Raw genomic sequence first — 14,619 nt, 5'->3', positions numbered from 1 at the left:
ATGCAAGACCCTCACGGGGAAAGCGGCCGGCCGTCTCGTTGCGGTGTTCAAGCACCCGGCGCCCGAACCCTTGAACAGGTTCGCGGCGAACTTGAACGAATCAACGAGGCCCGCCCCATGCCCACGCCCCACCCCGTACACGGCGCTACCGTGCTGCTCACCGTGGCCGTTCCGCGCCACACCTACGCCACCCTGCAGGCGCTGGCCAGCGCCGACACCACCTGCTCGGTCGACTGGCTCGCCCGCTTCGCGCTGGTCGACTTCGCCCGGCATTACGCCGCGCTCGATGCGCGTGAGCGCCAGCAGGACGGCGCCGCCGTCGCGGGGGTGCGTCATGGCTGACGTGACCGACATCCCGACCGTGGCGCAGTCCGCCGAGCTCGAAGCCGCGCTCGCCTTCACCCGCGAGTTGTTCGAGCTGCTGGTGATCCTCAGCGTGCTGCCGACGCACAACCCGCAGCGCAAGGCCGTGCTCAACGCCGCCTGCCTGAACGCCGCCAACGTGGTCGCCCGGCTCGACGTGGCGGCACACCGGCAGGGGCTGCGCTTCGCCCTCGCCGACGGGCGCGGCATCCGCAGCATCGGCGCCAGCCTGACCGGCGCGGCGCTGCAACTGGTGACGCTGATAGAGCCGGGCGACGGCTACGTGCTCCCCGAGCCGGCGCCGGGAGGTGAGGCATGAGCGCGACCGTGCTGTCTTCCGACCTGGCGGATGCCTACGGCCTGCTGCAGCAGCAGGACCGCACGCTGATCGGCCTGCGCGCCGTGCTGGAGGCGCTGAAGGCCGTGCCGCCCGCGCCTGGCGGTGAAGGGCTGCTGACCGCCGCGGGCGAACTGGCGGTGAGTGCTCTTGAACTGTGCAGCTTCGCGATGGGCGAAATCGAGTTGCTGGAACGGCTGCGCCGGGAAGGTGCGGCATGAGCGCCCCTGTCGTGACGACCCCGACCGGCGAGGCCACCCTGCTGCGCTTCAGCGTCGCCGAGCGGCTGCAGCGAGGCCTCGGCCGGATCGAGGAGACCGAAGCCGAGCGCTGCGCGTGGATCGCCGACTCGAACGCGCTGATCCGCGAGCACCTGACGTTCATGAAGGTCCGCGGCGGGCGGCTGCCGGGCGAATGGCTGTTAATCCTCGACGCGTGGCCGCTCGAATCCTGTGAGGTGATGCAGCAGGCCACCGCCGATCGCATCGCCGCGCTGCTCGGCTACCTCGCCGCCGGCGGCGGCTTGCAGGTGGTGAACGAGACGTTCATCGCCATCGGCGCGCACATCGAGCAGGCCGCGAGGGCGGGCGACAACCAACGGCTGCATACGGCGCAACAGGCCCTGCGCTTGCTGGGGAAAACGTTCGGTGAGGTGCTGGACAGTTGCATGTGCGAGCGCCGCCGCGACGGTCGCGGTGGGCTGCGGCTGGTCGAGTGGGCGCAGCGAAAAGCCGAGCAGGTGCGCCAGCGGCGGGAAGCGGCGCGCCGCGCGCTCGAAGCCCATTACGCCGCGTGCGCCGAACGCCGGCGGGCACGGTTGGCCACCGCCAGCGCCAAGGCTGCCGAGAAGCGGCGCGCCCGCCGGGCAGCGGACCAGGAGGCCGACGCATGAGCCGCAGACATGACAAGGCCCCGAGCGGCTGGCACCGATCGAGGCCCCTGGAGTCGTCACCGGGCGGCGCGACCGCGCCACGATACCGCGGAACGCACGGGAATGCAGCCGAGCCGCTGGCACTGGAGCGGCTGCGGGTCTACGCCGCCGGCGTGGTGTACCACGGCGCGGCGATCGCCCGCGGCGACGACGGGCCCCACTACCCGGCCCTGCTGGTGCTGCTCGAACGCCTGCAGGCCGAGGCCGCGCGGCTCTACCACGGCCGCCGCCGGGGCGGTCGCCCATGACGCCGGCCGAACGCTTGCTGGCGCGGCTGGAGCGCGTCAAGGCCGCCGGCGCCGGCCGCTGGATGGCCCGCTGCCCGGCGCATGATGACCGCAACCCGTCGCTGGCGATCCGCGAGGACGAGCGCGGGCGTGTGCTCGTGCACTGCCACGCCGGTTGCGCGACGGTCGACGTGCTCGCCGCCGTGGGGCTGACGCTCGCCGAGCTGTTCCCGGAACAGGATCGCCAGCGCTTCGGGCCCGAGCAGCTCTCGACCTGGCGCCGCGCCAAGCTGCTCGCCGAGGCCGAACACGAGCGGCTGATCCTGGAGCTGATCGACCAATACCGCGCCGCCGGGCGCACCCTGTCGCCGGCGGACCTCGATCGCGGCAGGCAGGCGCGCCGGCGGCTGCTGGCGATCGCCCGGGCACTCGGCATCGGGAGGCAGGCATGAACCCTGACGCCGCCCTTCCGACCGAGGACTACCTGCAGGCACTCGTCGATCATGATGGCGGGCAGCAGGCGGAGGCCGCCGGGCCGCGCCGCCGCCCGCCCGGCACGCGCGACGCGTCCGTGCTGGCGGAAGCGGCCGTGGAGCTGTTCGCCGCCGCCGAGGTGACGATGCTGCCGATCCGCTGGCTGTGGCACGGCTGGCTCGCCGCCGGCAAGTTCCACCTGCTCGGCGGGGCCCCGGGCACCGGCAAGACCACGCTCGCGCTCGCGCTCGCCGCCACGCTGACCACGGCCGGACGCTGGCCCGACGGTACGCGCTGCGCCACGCCTCGGCGCGTGGTGATCTGGTCGGGCGAGGACGACCCGGCCGATACGCTGGTGCCGCGGCTCGTCGCGGCCGGTGCCGACCTGGCGCACGTGCACATCGTCGGCGACGTGCGTGACCAGGAGGGGGAACGGCCCTTCGACCCGGCGCAGGACGTGCCCGTGCTCGCCGAGGCCTGCGCCCGGCTCGACGACCTGGGGCTGATCATCGTCGACCCCATCGTGTCGGCGGTCGCGGCCGACTCGCACAAGAACGCCGAGGTGCGCCGGGCGCTGGCGCCGCTGGTGGACCTGGGGCAGCGCCTGGGCGCCGCCGTGCTCGGCATCACCCACCTGAGCAAGGGTACGCAGGGGCGCGAGCCGCTGGAGCGCTTCACCGGCTCGCTCGCCTTCGGGGCGCTGACGCGCATCGCCTGGGCGACCGCCGTGATGCGCCGGGCCGAAGGCGCCGCCCCACGGCGCGTGTTCCTGCGCGTGAAGTCGAACATCGGCCCCGACGGCGGCGGCTTCGGCTACGACCTGCACGCCTGCGACCTGGCCGCGGGCATCACGACCTCGCAGGTGCTGTGGGGCGAGGCCATCGAGGGCGAGGCGCGCGAGATCATGGCGCAGGCCGAGACGCCGCCCGAGGCCGAGGACGAGCAGCACGCCGAGCGCAACGAAGTCATCCAGTGGCTGCGCGAGGTGCTGGCCGAGGGACCGCGCCCGGCGGCCGAGGTACGCAAGCTGGGCCGCAACGATGGGATCGCCGAGCGCACCCTGCAGCGAGCGCGGCCGCGCGCGGGGGTGGTGATCAGGCGCGTCGGTTTCGGCCGCGGGTCCGTCTGGGCACTCGCCGAAACGCCGCCGGCGGCATCCGCGCCACATCAGCGCCACCTTCTAGACCCTGGCGCCGCTGGCGCGAACGGCGCGAATGGCACGAATGGAGAGACGGAAGGCGATCACCCGAAGGGCTTCGAGCGATGAACGGGCACGCGCCGCGCATGGACATTGAAACCCTGTTGGCCGAACTGGAGAACGGCCCCGCCCTATCCCCGCAGGTTGCGCGCTGGCTGCACGACGGCGCCGTGCGCTTTGCCACCGGGGAGGCGCGCACCTTGTGCGCCGCCCTTGGCTTGCGCCGCCGCGGGCAGTCGTCGGCCGCCACCCGGCAAGCGCTCAAGCGCCGAAACGCCGCCCTTCAGCGAGCCTTCCGGCACATCGTCGGCGAGAGCACGCGGCAGCGCATGCTGACATTGCAGCGCTTGGTTCGCCCGCCGCTGGCGCTGCACATCGCCGGCCCGCTGCGCGAGGCCCTGGCCGATGCCTACCGCTCAGGCGCCTACGTGCCGACCAGCCTGTCGCGCCTCTACGAAATCGTCGAGCCGGAAGGCTCGCGGGGCAGCGGGTAACAAACAGCGCATGCCGTCCGGTTAAATCGTTGATTGATTTCGGATATTCGGCTTTACCCCTAAGTTGCGGGAAGGCCGAATACCGAGGATTCCAACGATGCCCCTATGCGCTTTCGATGCCGCGCTCGCCCGCGCCTGGCTGATGGAGCCGGCCGCGCTCGCGCAGTTGTTCGACATCGCCGACCGCCACGGCGACCCCGAAGCGCTCGCCGCCCGGCTCGGCCAGCCGCTCGACAACACCCGCGCCGTCGAGGTCCGCGACGGCGTGGCCATCGTGCCGGTCATCGGCCCGATCTTCCGCTACGCCAACCTGTTCACCGAGCTGTCGGGTGCCACCAGTACGCAGGTGCTCGCCACCGACATCCGCGCGGCGCTCGACGATCGTGGTGTGCGCGCGCTCGTGCTCGACATCAACAGCCCCGGCGGCGAGGCCACCGGCATCAACGAGTTGGCGCAGATGATCGCCACCGCCCGCGCCGAGAAGCCCGTAGTCGCCTACGTCGGCGGCATGGCGGCGTCGGCCGCCTACTGGCTCGCCAGCGCCGCGGGCGACGTCGTCATCGACCCGACGGCGCTGCTCGGTTCGATCGGCGTCGTCATGGCCCGCCAGCTTTCCGGGGCGGACCCGAAGGGACGGCGCACGCTGGAGTTCGTCAGTTCCAACGCCCCGCTGAAGCGCGCCGATCCCGAGTCCGATGCCGGCCGTGCCGAGATGCAGCGCCTCGTCGACGACCTCGAAGCCGTGTTCATCGGCGCCGTCGCCGGCTACCGCCGCACCACCCCCGCACGCGTCACCACCGACTTCGGCCGCGGCGGGCTGCTCGTCGGAAAGGCCGCCATCACCGCCGGCATGGCCGACCGTCTCGGCTCGCTCGAAGCCGTCATCGCCGGCCCCTTCGAGCGTGCCGGCTACCGCCCCTTCGGCACATCCCGTGCCCGTACTGCCACCACCCGAGGAACCCCGTCCGTGAACATCAGCACCACCGCCGAACTGCAAGCCGCCCTCGCCGCCGGCGCCGATCCCGCTGCGCTGGAAATCGCCACCGTCGACGTCGAGGCGCTGAAGGCCACCGTCATCGCCGCCGAGCGGGCCCGCATCAACGCCCTGCTGGCGATCAAGGCCGAGGGCTTCGAGCGCGAGATCGCCGCCGCCATCGCCGACGGCAGCAGCCCCGAAGTGACCGCGCTCGCGATCCTTCAGACCCAGCGCGACCGCGGCATCACGCTCGAAGACATCCGCCGCGATGGCCTGGCCCAGCGCATCACCCACGCCCCGGCGCCGAGCGGTGATCTGAGCAGCCGCAATGCCGTTCTGAACAGTTGGGACAGCGCTTTCGACAAGGCCAAGTGAGGCAGCCGACATGAGCGTACTAACCGAAACGCCCCGCCCCGGCGAATTCATCATTTCCGAAGCCAATGGCTCGCTGTCGCGCGAAACCGTCGTCATCGCCAGCGGGCAGAACCTCAGCGCCTGTGCCGTGCTCGGTAAGGTCACCGCCTCGGGCAAGTACAAGGAACTCAACCCGGCGGCAAGCGACGGCACGCAGATCGCCGCCGGCGTGCTCGTGGCGGCGGTGAACGCCACCGCCGGCGACATCGCGGCCGCCGCTGTCGTTCGCCTGGCCGAAGTGAACAAGGAGCGGATGGTCTGGAAAAGCGGCGCTACCAGCGGCGAACAGGCAACCGCGCTGACGCAGCTTGCAAGCGCTTACGTCATCGCCCGATGAGCACGCCCCCGAAACTTCACCAGTTGCGGGCCGAACGCGACCAGTTGCGTGCGGCCGTGCGCGACGCCGATATGCGCTTGCAGGAGCTGGCGCAAGCCATCGAGACGCTGGAAGCCAGAAACGAGGCGCTGGCAGCCGACGGCTTCAGTCTGCCGTGGGCCGAGTCGCAACGCCTGGCCGAGCTCGTCGACGAGCGGGGAGCGTGCACGCAGCAAACCGAAGGGCTACGCGACCGCCTGCGCCCTCTTGCGCAGATCGTGGCCCGTTGCGAGGAGGCGCTTCGATGAGCAGCAAACACCTTGCACAGATCGAGAGCGGCGCCGAAAGCCTGCGCGCGGACGTCGATCGCTTGCGCGCCCGCATCGCGGCGCTTCGGCAGGAAGCGGACAACGGGCGCGACCAGCCGCTGAACCTGGCCGACGCCACCGCCCGCGTCGACGCCTACCTGCAGCAGCAGCGCCAGCGCTACGCGGGGTATGCCCGGGTGCACCGCTTCATCACCCCGCAGCCGGTGCGCTCGTTTGAGCTGGTGCCAGACGGCGAGGTCGAAGCCTACATGGCGACCTTCTTCGGCGACACGCTCCGCTGCGCCTTGCTCGAACAGATCAAGGTGATCTGTTCGGATGGTCCGGGGCTCGAACAACGCCGGGCGCACCTGGCGAAGCTTGATCGCGAGCGCTTGGACTTGGAGCGGGAAGAAGAAGCCTTGATCACCGCGGCAGCGCGTAGCGGCCTGCACATCCCGCGTCGGGCCGATGCCGACCCGCGCGTATTCCTCGAAGACTGATCCGGGAGACGAACCATGCCCATGATGGACGTGTTCAGCAGCAACATCTTTTCCGCGGAGACCTTGACCGCGGCCGTCAACGCCAACCCGCACCAGCCCGGGCGCCTCGGCGCCCTCGGCTTGTTCGAGGAAAAAGGCGTTGCGACCACCAAGGTCATGATCGAGCGCCGCGACGGCAAGCTGGTACTGCTGCAGGCGCGCCCGCGCGGCGCACCGGTTCCGGTATACCAGCGCGGGCGGTCCGAGATGCTGGAATTCAAGGTTCCGTTCACGCCACTCGAAGAAACGATTTATGCACACTCCTTTCAGGACCGGCGCGTATTCGGAACCGAAAGCGAGCTGATGACGGCGCAGATCGTCGTCGCCGAAAGCCTCACCGGCATGCAGCGCAGCCACGCCGCGACGCTCGAATACCACCGCGTCGGCGCGATCAAGGGGCTGATCCTCGATGCCGATGGCTCGACGATCTACGACCTGTTCACCGAATTCGGCGTGGCGCAGCAAACGCAATCGTTCGCCCTCGCCGACGGTTCGACGCAGGTGCGCACGGTCTGCATGGCGACCCGGCGCAAGATCGAGGATGCCTTGGGTGACGAGAGTTACATGCAACTGCGGGGCTTCGCCGGCAAGGACTTCTTCGACAAGCTGATCAGCCACCCGGACGTGATGACCGCTTACGAGAACTACGCGCAGGGCGAGTATCTGCGCAACGACCCGAAAAGCGGGTTCCGCTTCGGCGACATCCTCTGGGAGGAGTACCGCGGCAAGGTCAACGGCACTGACTACATCGCCGCCGATCAGGCTTACGTGGTACCGGAAGGCGTGCCGGGGCTGTTCATCACGCGCTTCGCGCCGGCGGATTTCGTCGACGCGGCGAACACCTTGGGCTTGCCCCTGTATGCGAGACCGGCCTTCGATACCGAGTTCATGCGCTGGGTGAAGATCATGACGCAGCAGAGTGCGCTAAACCTCTGCACCCGCCCGCGGGCGGTGATCAAGTGCACGGTGAGCTGACGAACAAGGCGGTGTCTTGTCTCGCGCGCCGGGGCTGCGTTTCAAGCGCGGCCCCGGTTTCTGTCAGGGTTGGCCGAGTGCTGAAGGCGCACACGAGGGCGAGAAGCGGATCGATCGCGATGGCGGTGCGGCAGGCAGCGGGGGCGGCATGGCGCATAATTTGTGATCACAAATCGGCGCGTTGCCAGCGCACAAACCACCCAGACAGCCGCCGAAACGCCGCCGGCGCCAGTCGCGCCACCAGTCACGCCACTCTGTGAGGCTGGCGCCGATGACGCGAATGGCGCGAATGGCGCGAATGGATGGGAAAATAGTGATCACAAAACAGGCTTTCGAGAAGCACGCGAAGGGGGTGATCCACACTCGACATGCCCATGTCGATTTCAAATCGATGTGGTCTTCGACACTACTCGCGGCGCCTTCCATGTCCTGCAAGGATGGCGTGAACGGCACGCGGATAAGCAAAGCTGTGTTCGGAGCGTTGACGATGATGCGGTGTGCCGCTGGCCATGCCGCAAGGTCGGCGACCTGGATGTGCGCTGATGCTGCGGGTCCTTCCGGCAGACCCGTTGCACGGGTAATTCGAGCCGCGACAAGCGAGCAGCCGCGCGCCCTATAGGGGGTTGTATCCGTATCGGCATGGGGATCATCAGGATGAATCAGACAAGCAAGACCGCTCGCACCGCTTCGGCACTCGACTACCTGCACCGCCGCTTCCCGGTCGCCTTCGTCAACGATCCTGCGGCGGTTCATCCGCTGGCCGTGGGCACCCGTGAGGCCCTGCACACTGCCATCGCGGAAGATCCACTCGCCGACCCGGCGGCGTGCGATTGGGCGCTGCGCCGCTGGTGCCTGAGCCGTGCCTACACGGCCGCCCTCGCCGCCGGCCGGCCTCGCATCGACATCGAGGGGCACATCACCGGCGGCGTCGCCCCTGAGCACCAGGCTGCCGCCGCTGCGCGGCTGGCGACCGAGGGCGACCGCACCGCCGAACGCGCCAAGCGTCGCGACAAGGCCGAGCGCATGAAGGCGAAGGGCAAGGCGGCAGGAGCCGCGAACAGAAAGCCACCGGCCCCCACCACACCCGGCAAGGCAACCGCCGGCCGCGTCATCACCGGCAAGACTCGACCGCGGGCTACCGCTGAACCATCCCCTGCCGTGCCGAGCACCGGCACCACGAACGAGCGCACCGGCGCGCGGCCGACGATCACGATCAAGCGCCGCAGGCCATCCGTTCCCGAGTGATCCGCCTTCGTCCAATGGCAGCCAGCCCCTAGTGTCGCAACTTTGGGGGCAAATTCTGGAAATGCTTATTAGTTTTTCGTTCAAAAACAGATAGTTGTGCTTCTTATTCGGTAGACGCCGGCCCACCAGACAGCAGGCCCCGGGCTTCAAGAAGCCCGGGGCCTTTTTTCATTCTAGGAACACCAACCCTAGGGCCGTCTTGTCGCCGACGACTCAAAGAAAACCATCTCGGCAAAAATCGCCGTTTGCTCACACCGCCAGCAAGGTGGTTGCCGTGACTTAGCGATCGCGCAGCAGAACGACACACGCCTCGTCGCCGATAGGACGCCGCCCTACCGACGGCTCCGCCCGCGCTGTCCAGCTGGTCGATAAAAGCCGATGTGCTCAGGGGCTGGTGTATCAGCGCCGCCGCGCCCTAGGGTCTGTCATCAATTGAGCAAGATGACGGCGGCGGCCCAGTGGATCGCCCCGAGGAAGTTGCAGGCGGTTTTGTCGTATCGCGTGGCGATGGCGCGGTATTGCTTGAGCTTGGCGAAGAAGTTCTCGATCAGATGCCGGGCCTTGTAGAGGTCGCGGTCATAGTCTCGTAGCACCTTGCGGGTGGGATGCGAGGGAATGACGATCTGCGCCCCGATCCGTTGCATGGGCTCGATCACCCGCGCCTGAGCATCGTAGGCGCGATCGGCGATCAGCGCCTGGGTCGACAGGTTGGGCAGCAAGGCATCGGCGCCTTCCAGGTCGGAGGCTTGACCCGCGGTCAGATGAAAGGCCGTCGGATTGCCCAGCGCATCGACCAGCGCGTGGATCTTGCTGCTCAGTCCGCCGCGGCTGCGCCCGATGGCTTGCGCCGCCCCCCTTTTGCCCCAGCGCTGTGCTGGTGCGCCCGCACGATGGTGCTGTCGATCATCGCGTACTGGTTGTCCGCATCCTCGGCCAAGGCCTCGAACACCCGCTGCCAGACCCCGGATCGGCTCCAGCGCGTGTGCCGCAGGTGGATAACCCGGAAGTCGCCGAAGCGCTCCGGAAGATCGCGCCAGGCAATACCGGCTCGATAGCGGTACAGCACCGCTTCAACAAACCGTCGGTTGTCCTTGGCGGTCACCCCGACGTGACCCGGCCGGCCCGGGAGAAGATGCTCGATGCGGGCCCATTGATCGTCTCGAAGTCCGTAACGCCGGGTCATGCTTGCCTCAGAGTCTGAAGGGGATATCAAGCATCTCCTATTCAGGCAATTGATGACAGGCCCTAGCGCTTCGTCAGTTTCGAGTATAAATCTGTCAGCCAATTAAAACCGAAACGGTTACGCCTATCCGCGCCGTTTTAATGGCAACCACTGGTAACGAAAGACGAACCCGGGCAATGACGCCACCAGCCCTAAACTCAACAGAACCGCATAAAACTCCCAGTCCTGCGGATGCCTCGCACCAGTCGATCTATACTCTAAAATAATTCCTAATACACCACATAAGATAAGTAGAAATGCCCATTCCACCCACCGATGCCAGCTAGACTTTTTAACACCTCTGCTCCACAGCAACAAGGCACGGTCACTTACCCATGGAAAATTGAGACACACCAGTGCCACCAGCAGCCACGAGAAACCGTAGATATCCACTCCACTCATATATACGCTTGCCGAACCTTATTAATCCGGCAATTCTATACGCCCTCTCATGCAGCGTAGCGAATTCTCGGATGTTTGAAGTATGACTGAATATGTTTCGGACTTTCAGCCAGTTGGGTCATGATGCTCTTGACGTTTGAGGTCAACGCTTCCTTTGTGCGCGCCTGCGGCATCTGTGCGATGCGGTTCTTCAGATCGCCATTGAGGTACTCGTCGGGATTGAGTTCGGGAGAATACGACGGCAAGAAGAATAGTTCGATCTTCTCCTTGTTCTTGGCAACCCATTCCTTGACGAGCTTGGCGTGATGGACCTTCAGATTGTCCAGGATCAGAAAAACCTTGCCCTTGGTCGAGGCCTGGATCAACCGTTCGAGAAAGTCGATGCAGCGAGTTGCGTCGAAACTGCCATGATAGAGCATGAAATGCAGCGCGCCACGAGGGGACAGAGCGGAAATCATGTTCACACCGAATCGCTTGGCCGTCAGCGCCACTATCGGCGTTTTCCCCACCGGCGCGTAGCTGCTGCCATGCTGGCTGCGCGAGTTCACACCGGTCTCGTCGCCCCAGAAGATCTCTGCCTTTTCTGCCTTGGCGCGTCGTTCGATTTCCGGGTACGTCTTGTCCAGCCACTCGCGCACTTCGGCCGGCCGTTGTTCGTAGGCGCGTTTAACCGGACGCTGCGGCGTGTAGCCCCAGCGACTCAGGTACAAACCAACCGTTCGGATCGGCATGTCCACGCCCGTGACGTCCTTGATCAAGTCGCGCACCGCTTTGCGCGTCCACAGCGCATAAGGCATCTTCAATTGATCGGGCATGCGGTCGGTGATGTACGAGCGGATCTTCGATTCCTGCTCGGGCGTGATTTGCCGGAATTGACCCGGCGCGTACCCGCGGGGTTTGCCCGCAATCGCCGCGTCGACACCGTCCGCAGCCGCCCGTGCCAACCATTTCTGCACCGTTCGGCCATGCACGCCGATGGCCTCGCCGATCGCCACAAAGGAATACCCTTGCTCGCGCATGTTCAACGCAATAATGCGTTTCTCGCGTTGGGCTTCAGGAGTCATGCTGCGGGCGTCGATGTGTTTCATAAAAATATTATAACATGCTCTATAGAGTTGCCGAGTTAATAGCATGGCCTCTTATTGCAAAGCACTGATACATACCCCCATCAAGCCCGTCGGATACAGCCCGAGCAGGATCAAGATCAATCCGTTGGCGCCGATGACGATCTTCGTATCGAGGGCCGCCAGAATCGGTATCGAATCTTCCGACTTGTCAAAGTACATGACTTTGACAACCCGCAGATAGTAAAAAGCCCCCACCACCGACAGTACCACAGCGTATACCGCGAGCCCAACCATGCCGACGTTCACAATAGCCATCAGCACTGCGAACTTCGCGTAGAAACCCACCAGGAATGGAATACCGGCCGTCGACATCATCATGACCAGCATCAGAAACGCAAACCATGGGCTGCGGTCATTCAATCCGCGAAGATCCTGGATGTTTTCGACCTCACAACCGGAGCGTCCCGCAAGGATGATGATTCCGAATGAACCAACTGTCGTCAGAACGTAAGTCAAGGCATAAAACATTGCCGCCGAATAGCCATCTGCCGTCCCCGCAATGATCCCGAGCAGAATGAATCCGACATGCGAAATAGTCGAGTAGGCCAGCATACGCTTGATATTCGTCTGTGCGATCGCGATGACGTTCCCAACGGCAATCGACAGTACCGACAGAACAATCAACATCTGTTGCCAGTCAGATTCGAGGCCACCCAATCCTTCAACCAAAATACGCATCAGTAGAGCAAAGGCAGCAAGTTTCGGTGCAGAACCAACATAAAGCGTCACTGACGTTGGCGCCCCCTGATAGACGTCAGGCAGCCACATATGGAACGGCACAGCACCGAGTTTAAAAGCGAGACCGACAACCAAAAATGCAACGCCCAGCGCAGGCAACAGACTACCGTCACGATTTTCGATGGCGGCACCTGCGACCACTCTGAGGTCCAAGCTGCCAGTTGTGCCGTAAATCATAGAAATGCCATAAAGCAGCATTCCCGACGCCAAAGCACCAAGCACGAAGTATTTCATGGCCGCTTCAGAACATTGAGCATTATCTCGGTCAAATGCCACCAGCGCATAAAGCGATAGCGACAGGAGCTCAAGCCCAAGATACGCCGTCAGGAAACTGGCCGCCGATACCATGACCATCATGCCGAGCACGCCGAGCAAAGCCAGTACGTAGTACTCGCCACGGTGTATGCCTCGAGCGATCAGATAGTCCCGAGAAAAGAGGAGCACCATGGCTATGGCCACATAGATGCCTACCTTGAGAACATCCCCCATGGCATCGCGTATAAAGTGACCGTTGAAAGTCACCGTTGTATCCGTACCGTATCCGATCAGCGTCAGCAACAAGGCCCCCAGCAATGTCAACTGACAGAGCCCGAAAGTGATTCCTCGTTGCTCATCTTTGAGAAAGACGTCGATGACAAGCACCGCACACGCCATTGAAAGCACAAAGATCTCAGGCATTACCGATACGAAATCAGGCGGTACAAAAGTCATGGGAATCCCCATCAGAGCCTAAAGTTTCGATTCAAGCATGAGGTTTGCTCGGCTTCTTAAAACCAGGCTGAGCAACAACCTCTCAATCATATCTTTGATACGATGATGTGCCTTACTAAATTTTCAACTGTCGGATTCATGACATCGACCAAAGGCGCCGGCCAAATGCCAAGAATGAGAACGGCAATTGCGAGCAAGGCCAGCATGCAGAACTCTCGCACATTCACATCTTGCAGTTCAGCCACATGCTTATTACCTATGTCGCCAAATACAACCCGTTTGATCAACCAAAGCGTGTAAGCGGCCCCTAGGATCAACGTTAACGCGGCAAGGAATGCAATCCAAAAACTGGATTTGAAGCTCGACAGGATCACCAAGAATTCGCCAACAAACCCCGAAGTTCCAGGCAGACCCGAGTTTGCGAGCCCAAACAAAACCATGAAGGCCGCAAACATGGGCATAGTGTTGACGACGCCACCATAATCCTTGATTTGGCGCGAATGGACGCGGTCGTAAAGAACACCAACGCACAGGAACATGGCTCCTGAAATGAATCCATGCGAAACCATCTGGATCATGCCACCTTGGATGCCCATGACCGCACCATTGACACTTCCGGTAGAGCGCATGATCCCGAAAATCAGGAAGAATCCAAGCGTCACGAATCCCATATGTGCGATCGATGAATAGGCAATCAGTTTCTTCATGTCCTGCTGGACTAGCGCCACCAAGCCGATGTAGACAACTGCCACAAGTGACATCGTCAATATCAACCAGTCTAGATGCGCAGCAGCATCGGGAGTAATCGGCAAGGCAAAACGGACAAAGCCGTAGCCGCCGATCTTGAGCGTTATTGCCGCCAAGATCACTGAACCACCCGTTGGCGCCTCCACGTGAGCATCTGGCAACCACGTGTGCACGGGCCACATCGGGACCTTAACGGCAAAGGCCATAACAAAAGCCAGAAAAATAAGAATCTGCTCACTCATGCTAAGTTTCAAGGCATGGAAACCGATGATTTCGAAGCTTCCGGACTTAAAATACATATAAAGCAAAGCGATCAGCATGAATACTGAGCCAAAAAATGTATAAAGAAAAAACTTGATTGTTGCATAAACACGCCGAGGCCCACCCCAAATCCCGATTATTAGGAACATAGGGATAAGCATGGCTTCAAAAAAAACATAAAACAGCATGGCATCAAGGGACGCGAATACCCCGATCATGAGACCTTCCATGATCAGAAAAGCTGCCAAATATTGTGCAACCCGGTACTGCACCACTTCCCATCCTGCAATGACGACGATCACCGTCATGAACGCCGTCAACAGAATCAGAGGCATTGAGAAACCATCAATACCTAGATGATAGTTGACGCTGAATGCCGGAATCCAAGGCCAAAGTTCCTCGAACTGCATCAACGCGGTGGTGCCGTCAAAAGCAGTCCAAAGCGGCAGACTCACCGCGAATGTTGCGCAAGCTACAACCAAAGCCAATCTTCTCGCGGCGGCACTATTCTCATCGCCGACGAACAGGACCGCAGCGCCCCCGAGGATTGGCAGCCAGATGACGAGACTAAGGATAGGCAATTCGGATAGCATCGCTGCTCTCTTCCCCTAGGT

19 protein-coding genes and 1 pseudogene are annotated in these 14,619 nt (G+C 63.6%); 14 read left to right on the top strand and 6 right to left on the bottom strand.

What is annotated here, in order from left to right:
- Positions 1–117 precede the first annotated feature (117 nt).
- From EV699_RS03035 to EV699_RS02975, 13 genes are all read left to right on the top strand, one after another.
- Positions 118–342, top strand: a complete 225-nt coding sequence (locus EV699_RS03035) for a hypothetical protein (protein ID WP_132538820.1) — start codon at positions 118–120, stop codon at positions 340–342.
- Complete coding sequence (locus EV699_RS03030) at positions 335–682, top strand: hypothetical protein (RefSeq protein WP_132538818.1); 348 nt, start codon at positions 335–337, stop codon at positions 680–682. The genes EV699_RS03035 and EV699_RS03030 overlap by 8 nt, the downstream gene beginning before the upstream one ends.
- A complete protein-coding gene (locus EV699_RS03025; protein ID WP_132538816.1) occupies positions 679–921 on the top strand; it encodes a hypothetical protein in 243 nt (80 codons plus the stop codon). Before EV699_RS03030 ends, EV699_RS03025 begins: the two co-directional genes overlap by 4 nt.
- Positions 918–1,592: a hypothetical protein gene (locus EV699_RS03020; protein WP_132538814.1), complete on the top strand. Its 675-nt coding sequence runs from the start codon at positions 918–920 to the stop codon at positions 1,590–1,592. The genes EV699_RS03025 and EV699_RS03020 overlap by 4 nt, the downstream gene beginning before the upstream one ends.
- On the top strand, positions 1,589–1,879 hold the full coding sequence (locus EV699_RS03015) for a hypothetical protein (RefSeq protein ID WP_132538812.1): 291 nt from the start codon (positions 1,589–1,591) through the stop codon (positions 1,877–1,879). Before EV699_RS03020 ends, EV699_RS03015 begins: the two co-directional genes overlap by 4 nt.
- On the top strand, positions 1,876–2,310 hold the full coding sequence (locus tag EV699_RS03010; protein WP_132538810.1) for a hypothetical protein: 435 nt from the start codon (positions 1,876–1,878) through the stop codon (positions 2,308–2,310). Before EV699_RS03015 ends, EV699_RS03010 begins: the two co-directional genes overlap by 4 nt.
- A complete protein-coding gene (locus EV699_RS03005) occupies positions 2,307–3,599 on the top strand; it encodes an AAA family ATPase (RefSeq protein WP_132538808.1) in 1,293 nt (430 codons plus the stop codon). Before EV699_RS03010 ends, EV699_RS03005 begins: the two co-directional genes overlap by 4 nt.
- A gap of 17 nt (positions 3,600–3,616) precedes the next feature.
- Positions 3,617–4,024, top strand: a complete 408-nt coding sequence (locus EV699_RS03000) for a hypothetical protein (RefSeq protein WP_132538806.1) — start codon at positions 3,617–3,619, stop codon at positions 4,022–4,024.
- 97 nt (positions 4,025–4,121) lie between these two features.
- Complete coding sequence (locus EV699_RS20405) at positions 4,122–5,375, top strand: S49 family peptidase (RefSeq protein ID WP_132538804.1); 1,254 nt, start codon at positions 4,122–4,124, stop codon at positions 5,373–5,375.
- Between the two features lie 10 nt (positions 5,376–5,385).
- Positions 5,386–5,751, top strand: a complete 366-nt coding sequence (locus tag EV699_RS02990) for a head decoration protein (RefSeq protein ID WP_132538802.1) — start codon at positions 5,386–5,388, stop codon at positions 5,749–5,751.
- Positions 5,748–6,038: a hypothetical protein gene (locus EV699_RS02985; RefSeq protein ID WP_132538800.1), complete on the top strand. Its 291-nt coding sequence runs from the start codon at positions 5,748–5,750 to the stop codon at positions 6,036–6,038. The genes EV699_RS02990 and EV699_RS02985 overlap by 4 nt, the downstream gene beginning before the upstream one ends.
- Positions 6,035–6,538, top strand: coding sequence for a hypothetical protein (locus EV699_RS02980; protein ID WP_132538798.1), 504 nt, complete (start codon positions 6,035–6,037; stop codon positions 6,536–6,538). Before EV699_RS02985 ends, EV699_RS02980 begins: the two co-directional genes overlap by 4 nt.
- Before the next feature lie 15 nt (positions 6,539–6,553).
- Entirely contained in the window at positions 6,554–7,552 is a 999-nt protein-coding gene (locus tag EV699_RS02975) for a major capsid protein (protein WP_132538796.1), read from the top strand.
- Between the two features lie 63 nt (positions 7,553–7,615).
- Here EV699_RS02975 and EV699_RS02970 read toward each other — a convergent pair whose 3' ends face one another.
- Complete coding sequence (locus tag EV699_RS02970) at positions 7,616–8,017, bottom strand: hypothetical protein (RefSeq protein ID WP_132538794.1); 402 nt, start codon at positions 8,015–8,017, stop codon at positions 7,616–7,618.
- A gap of 189 nt (positions 8,018–8,206) precedes the next feature.
- Here EV699_RS02970 and EV699_RS02965 point away from each other — a divergent pair, with 189 nt between their 5' ends.
- Entirely contained in the window at positions 8,207–8,797 is a 591-nt protein-coding gene (locus EV699_RS02965; RefSeq protein ID WP_165904006.1) for a ProQ/FINO family protein, read from the top strand.
- Positions 8,798–9,225: 428 nt separating this feature from the next.
- On the opposite strand, the pseudogene EV699_RS02960 reads toward EV699_RS02965, so the two are convergent.
- From EV699_RS02960 to EV699_RS02940, 5 genes and pseudogenes are all read right to left on the bottom strand, one after another.
- Positions 9,226–9,980: pseudogene (locus tag EV699_RS02960) on the bottom strand (IS5 family transposase).
- Positions 9,981–10,103: 123 nt separating this feature from the next.
- Complete coding sequence (locus EV699_RS02955; RefSeq protein ID WP_132538788.1) at positions 10,104–10,421, bottom strand: DUF2818 family protein; 318 nt, start codon at positions 10,419–10,421, stop codon at positions 10,104–10,106.
- A 47-nt stretch (positions 10,422–10,468) separates the two neighbouring features.
- Complete coding sequence (locus EV699_RS02950) at positions 10,469–11,509, bottom strand: IS630 family transposase (protein WP_132538786.1); 1,041 nt, start codon at positions 11,507–11,509, stop codon at positions 10,469–10,471.
- 51 nt (positions 11,510–11,560) lie between these two features.
- Entirely contained in the window at positions 11,561–12,997 is a 1,437-nt protein-coding gene (gene nuoN / locus EV699_RS02945; protein WP_132538784.1) for an NADH-quinone oxidoreductase subunit NuoN, read from the bottom strand.
- Positions 12,998–13,083: 86 nt separating this feature from the next.
- Positions 13,084–14,598: an NADH-quinone oxidoreductase subunit M gene (locus EV699_RS02940; RefSeq protein ID WP_132538782.1), complete on the bottom strand. Its 1,515-nt coding sequence runs from the start codon at positions 14,596–14,598 to the stop codon at positions 13,084–13,086.
- Positions 14,599–14,619 lie beyond the last annotated feature (21 nt).

It is taken from the genome of Plasticicumulans lactativorans, assembly GCF_004341245.1.
GTDB lineage: Bacteria > Pseudomonadota > Gammaproteobacteria > Competibacterales > Competibacteraceae > Plasticicumulans_A > Plasticicumulans_A lactativorans.
The sequence above is the reverse complement of the archived record's forward strand: the minus strand, read 5'-3'. Positions and strand labels throughout refer to the sequence as shown.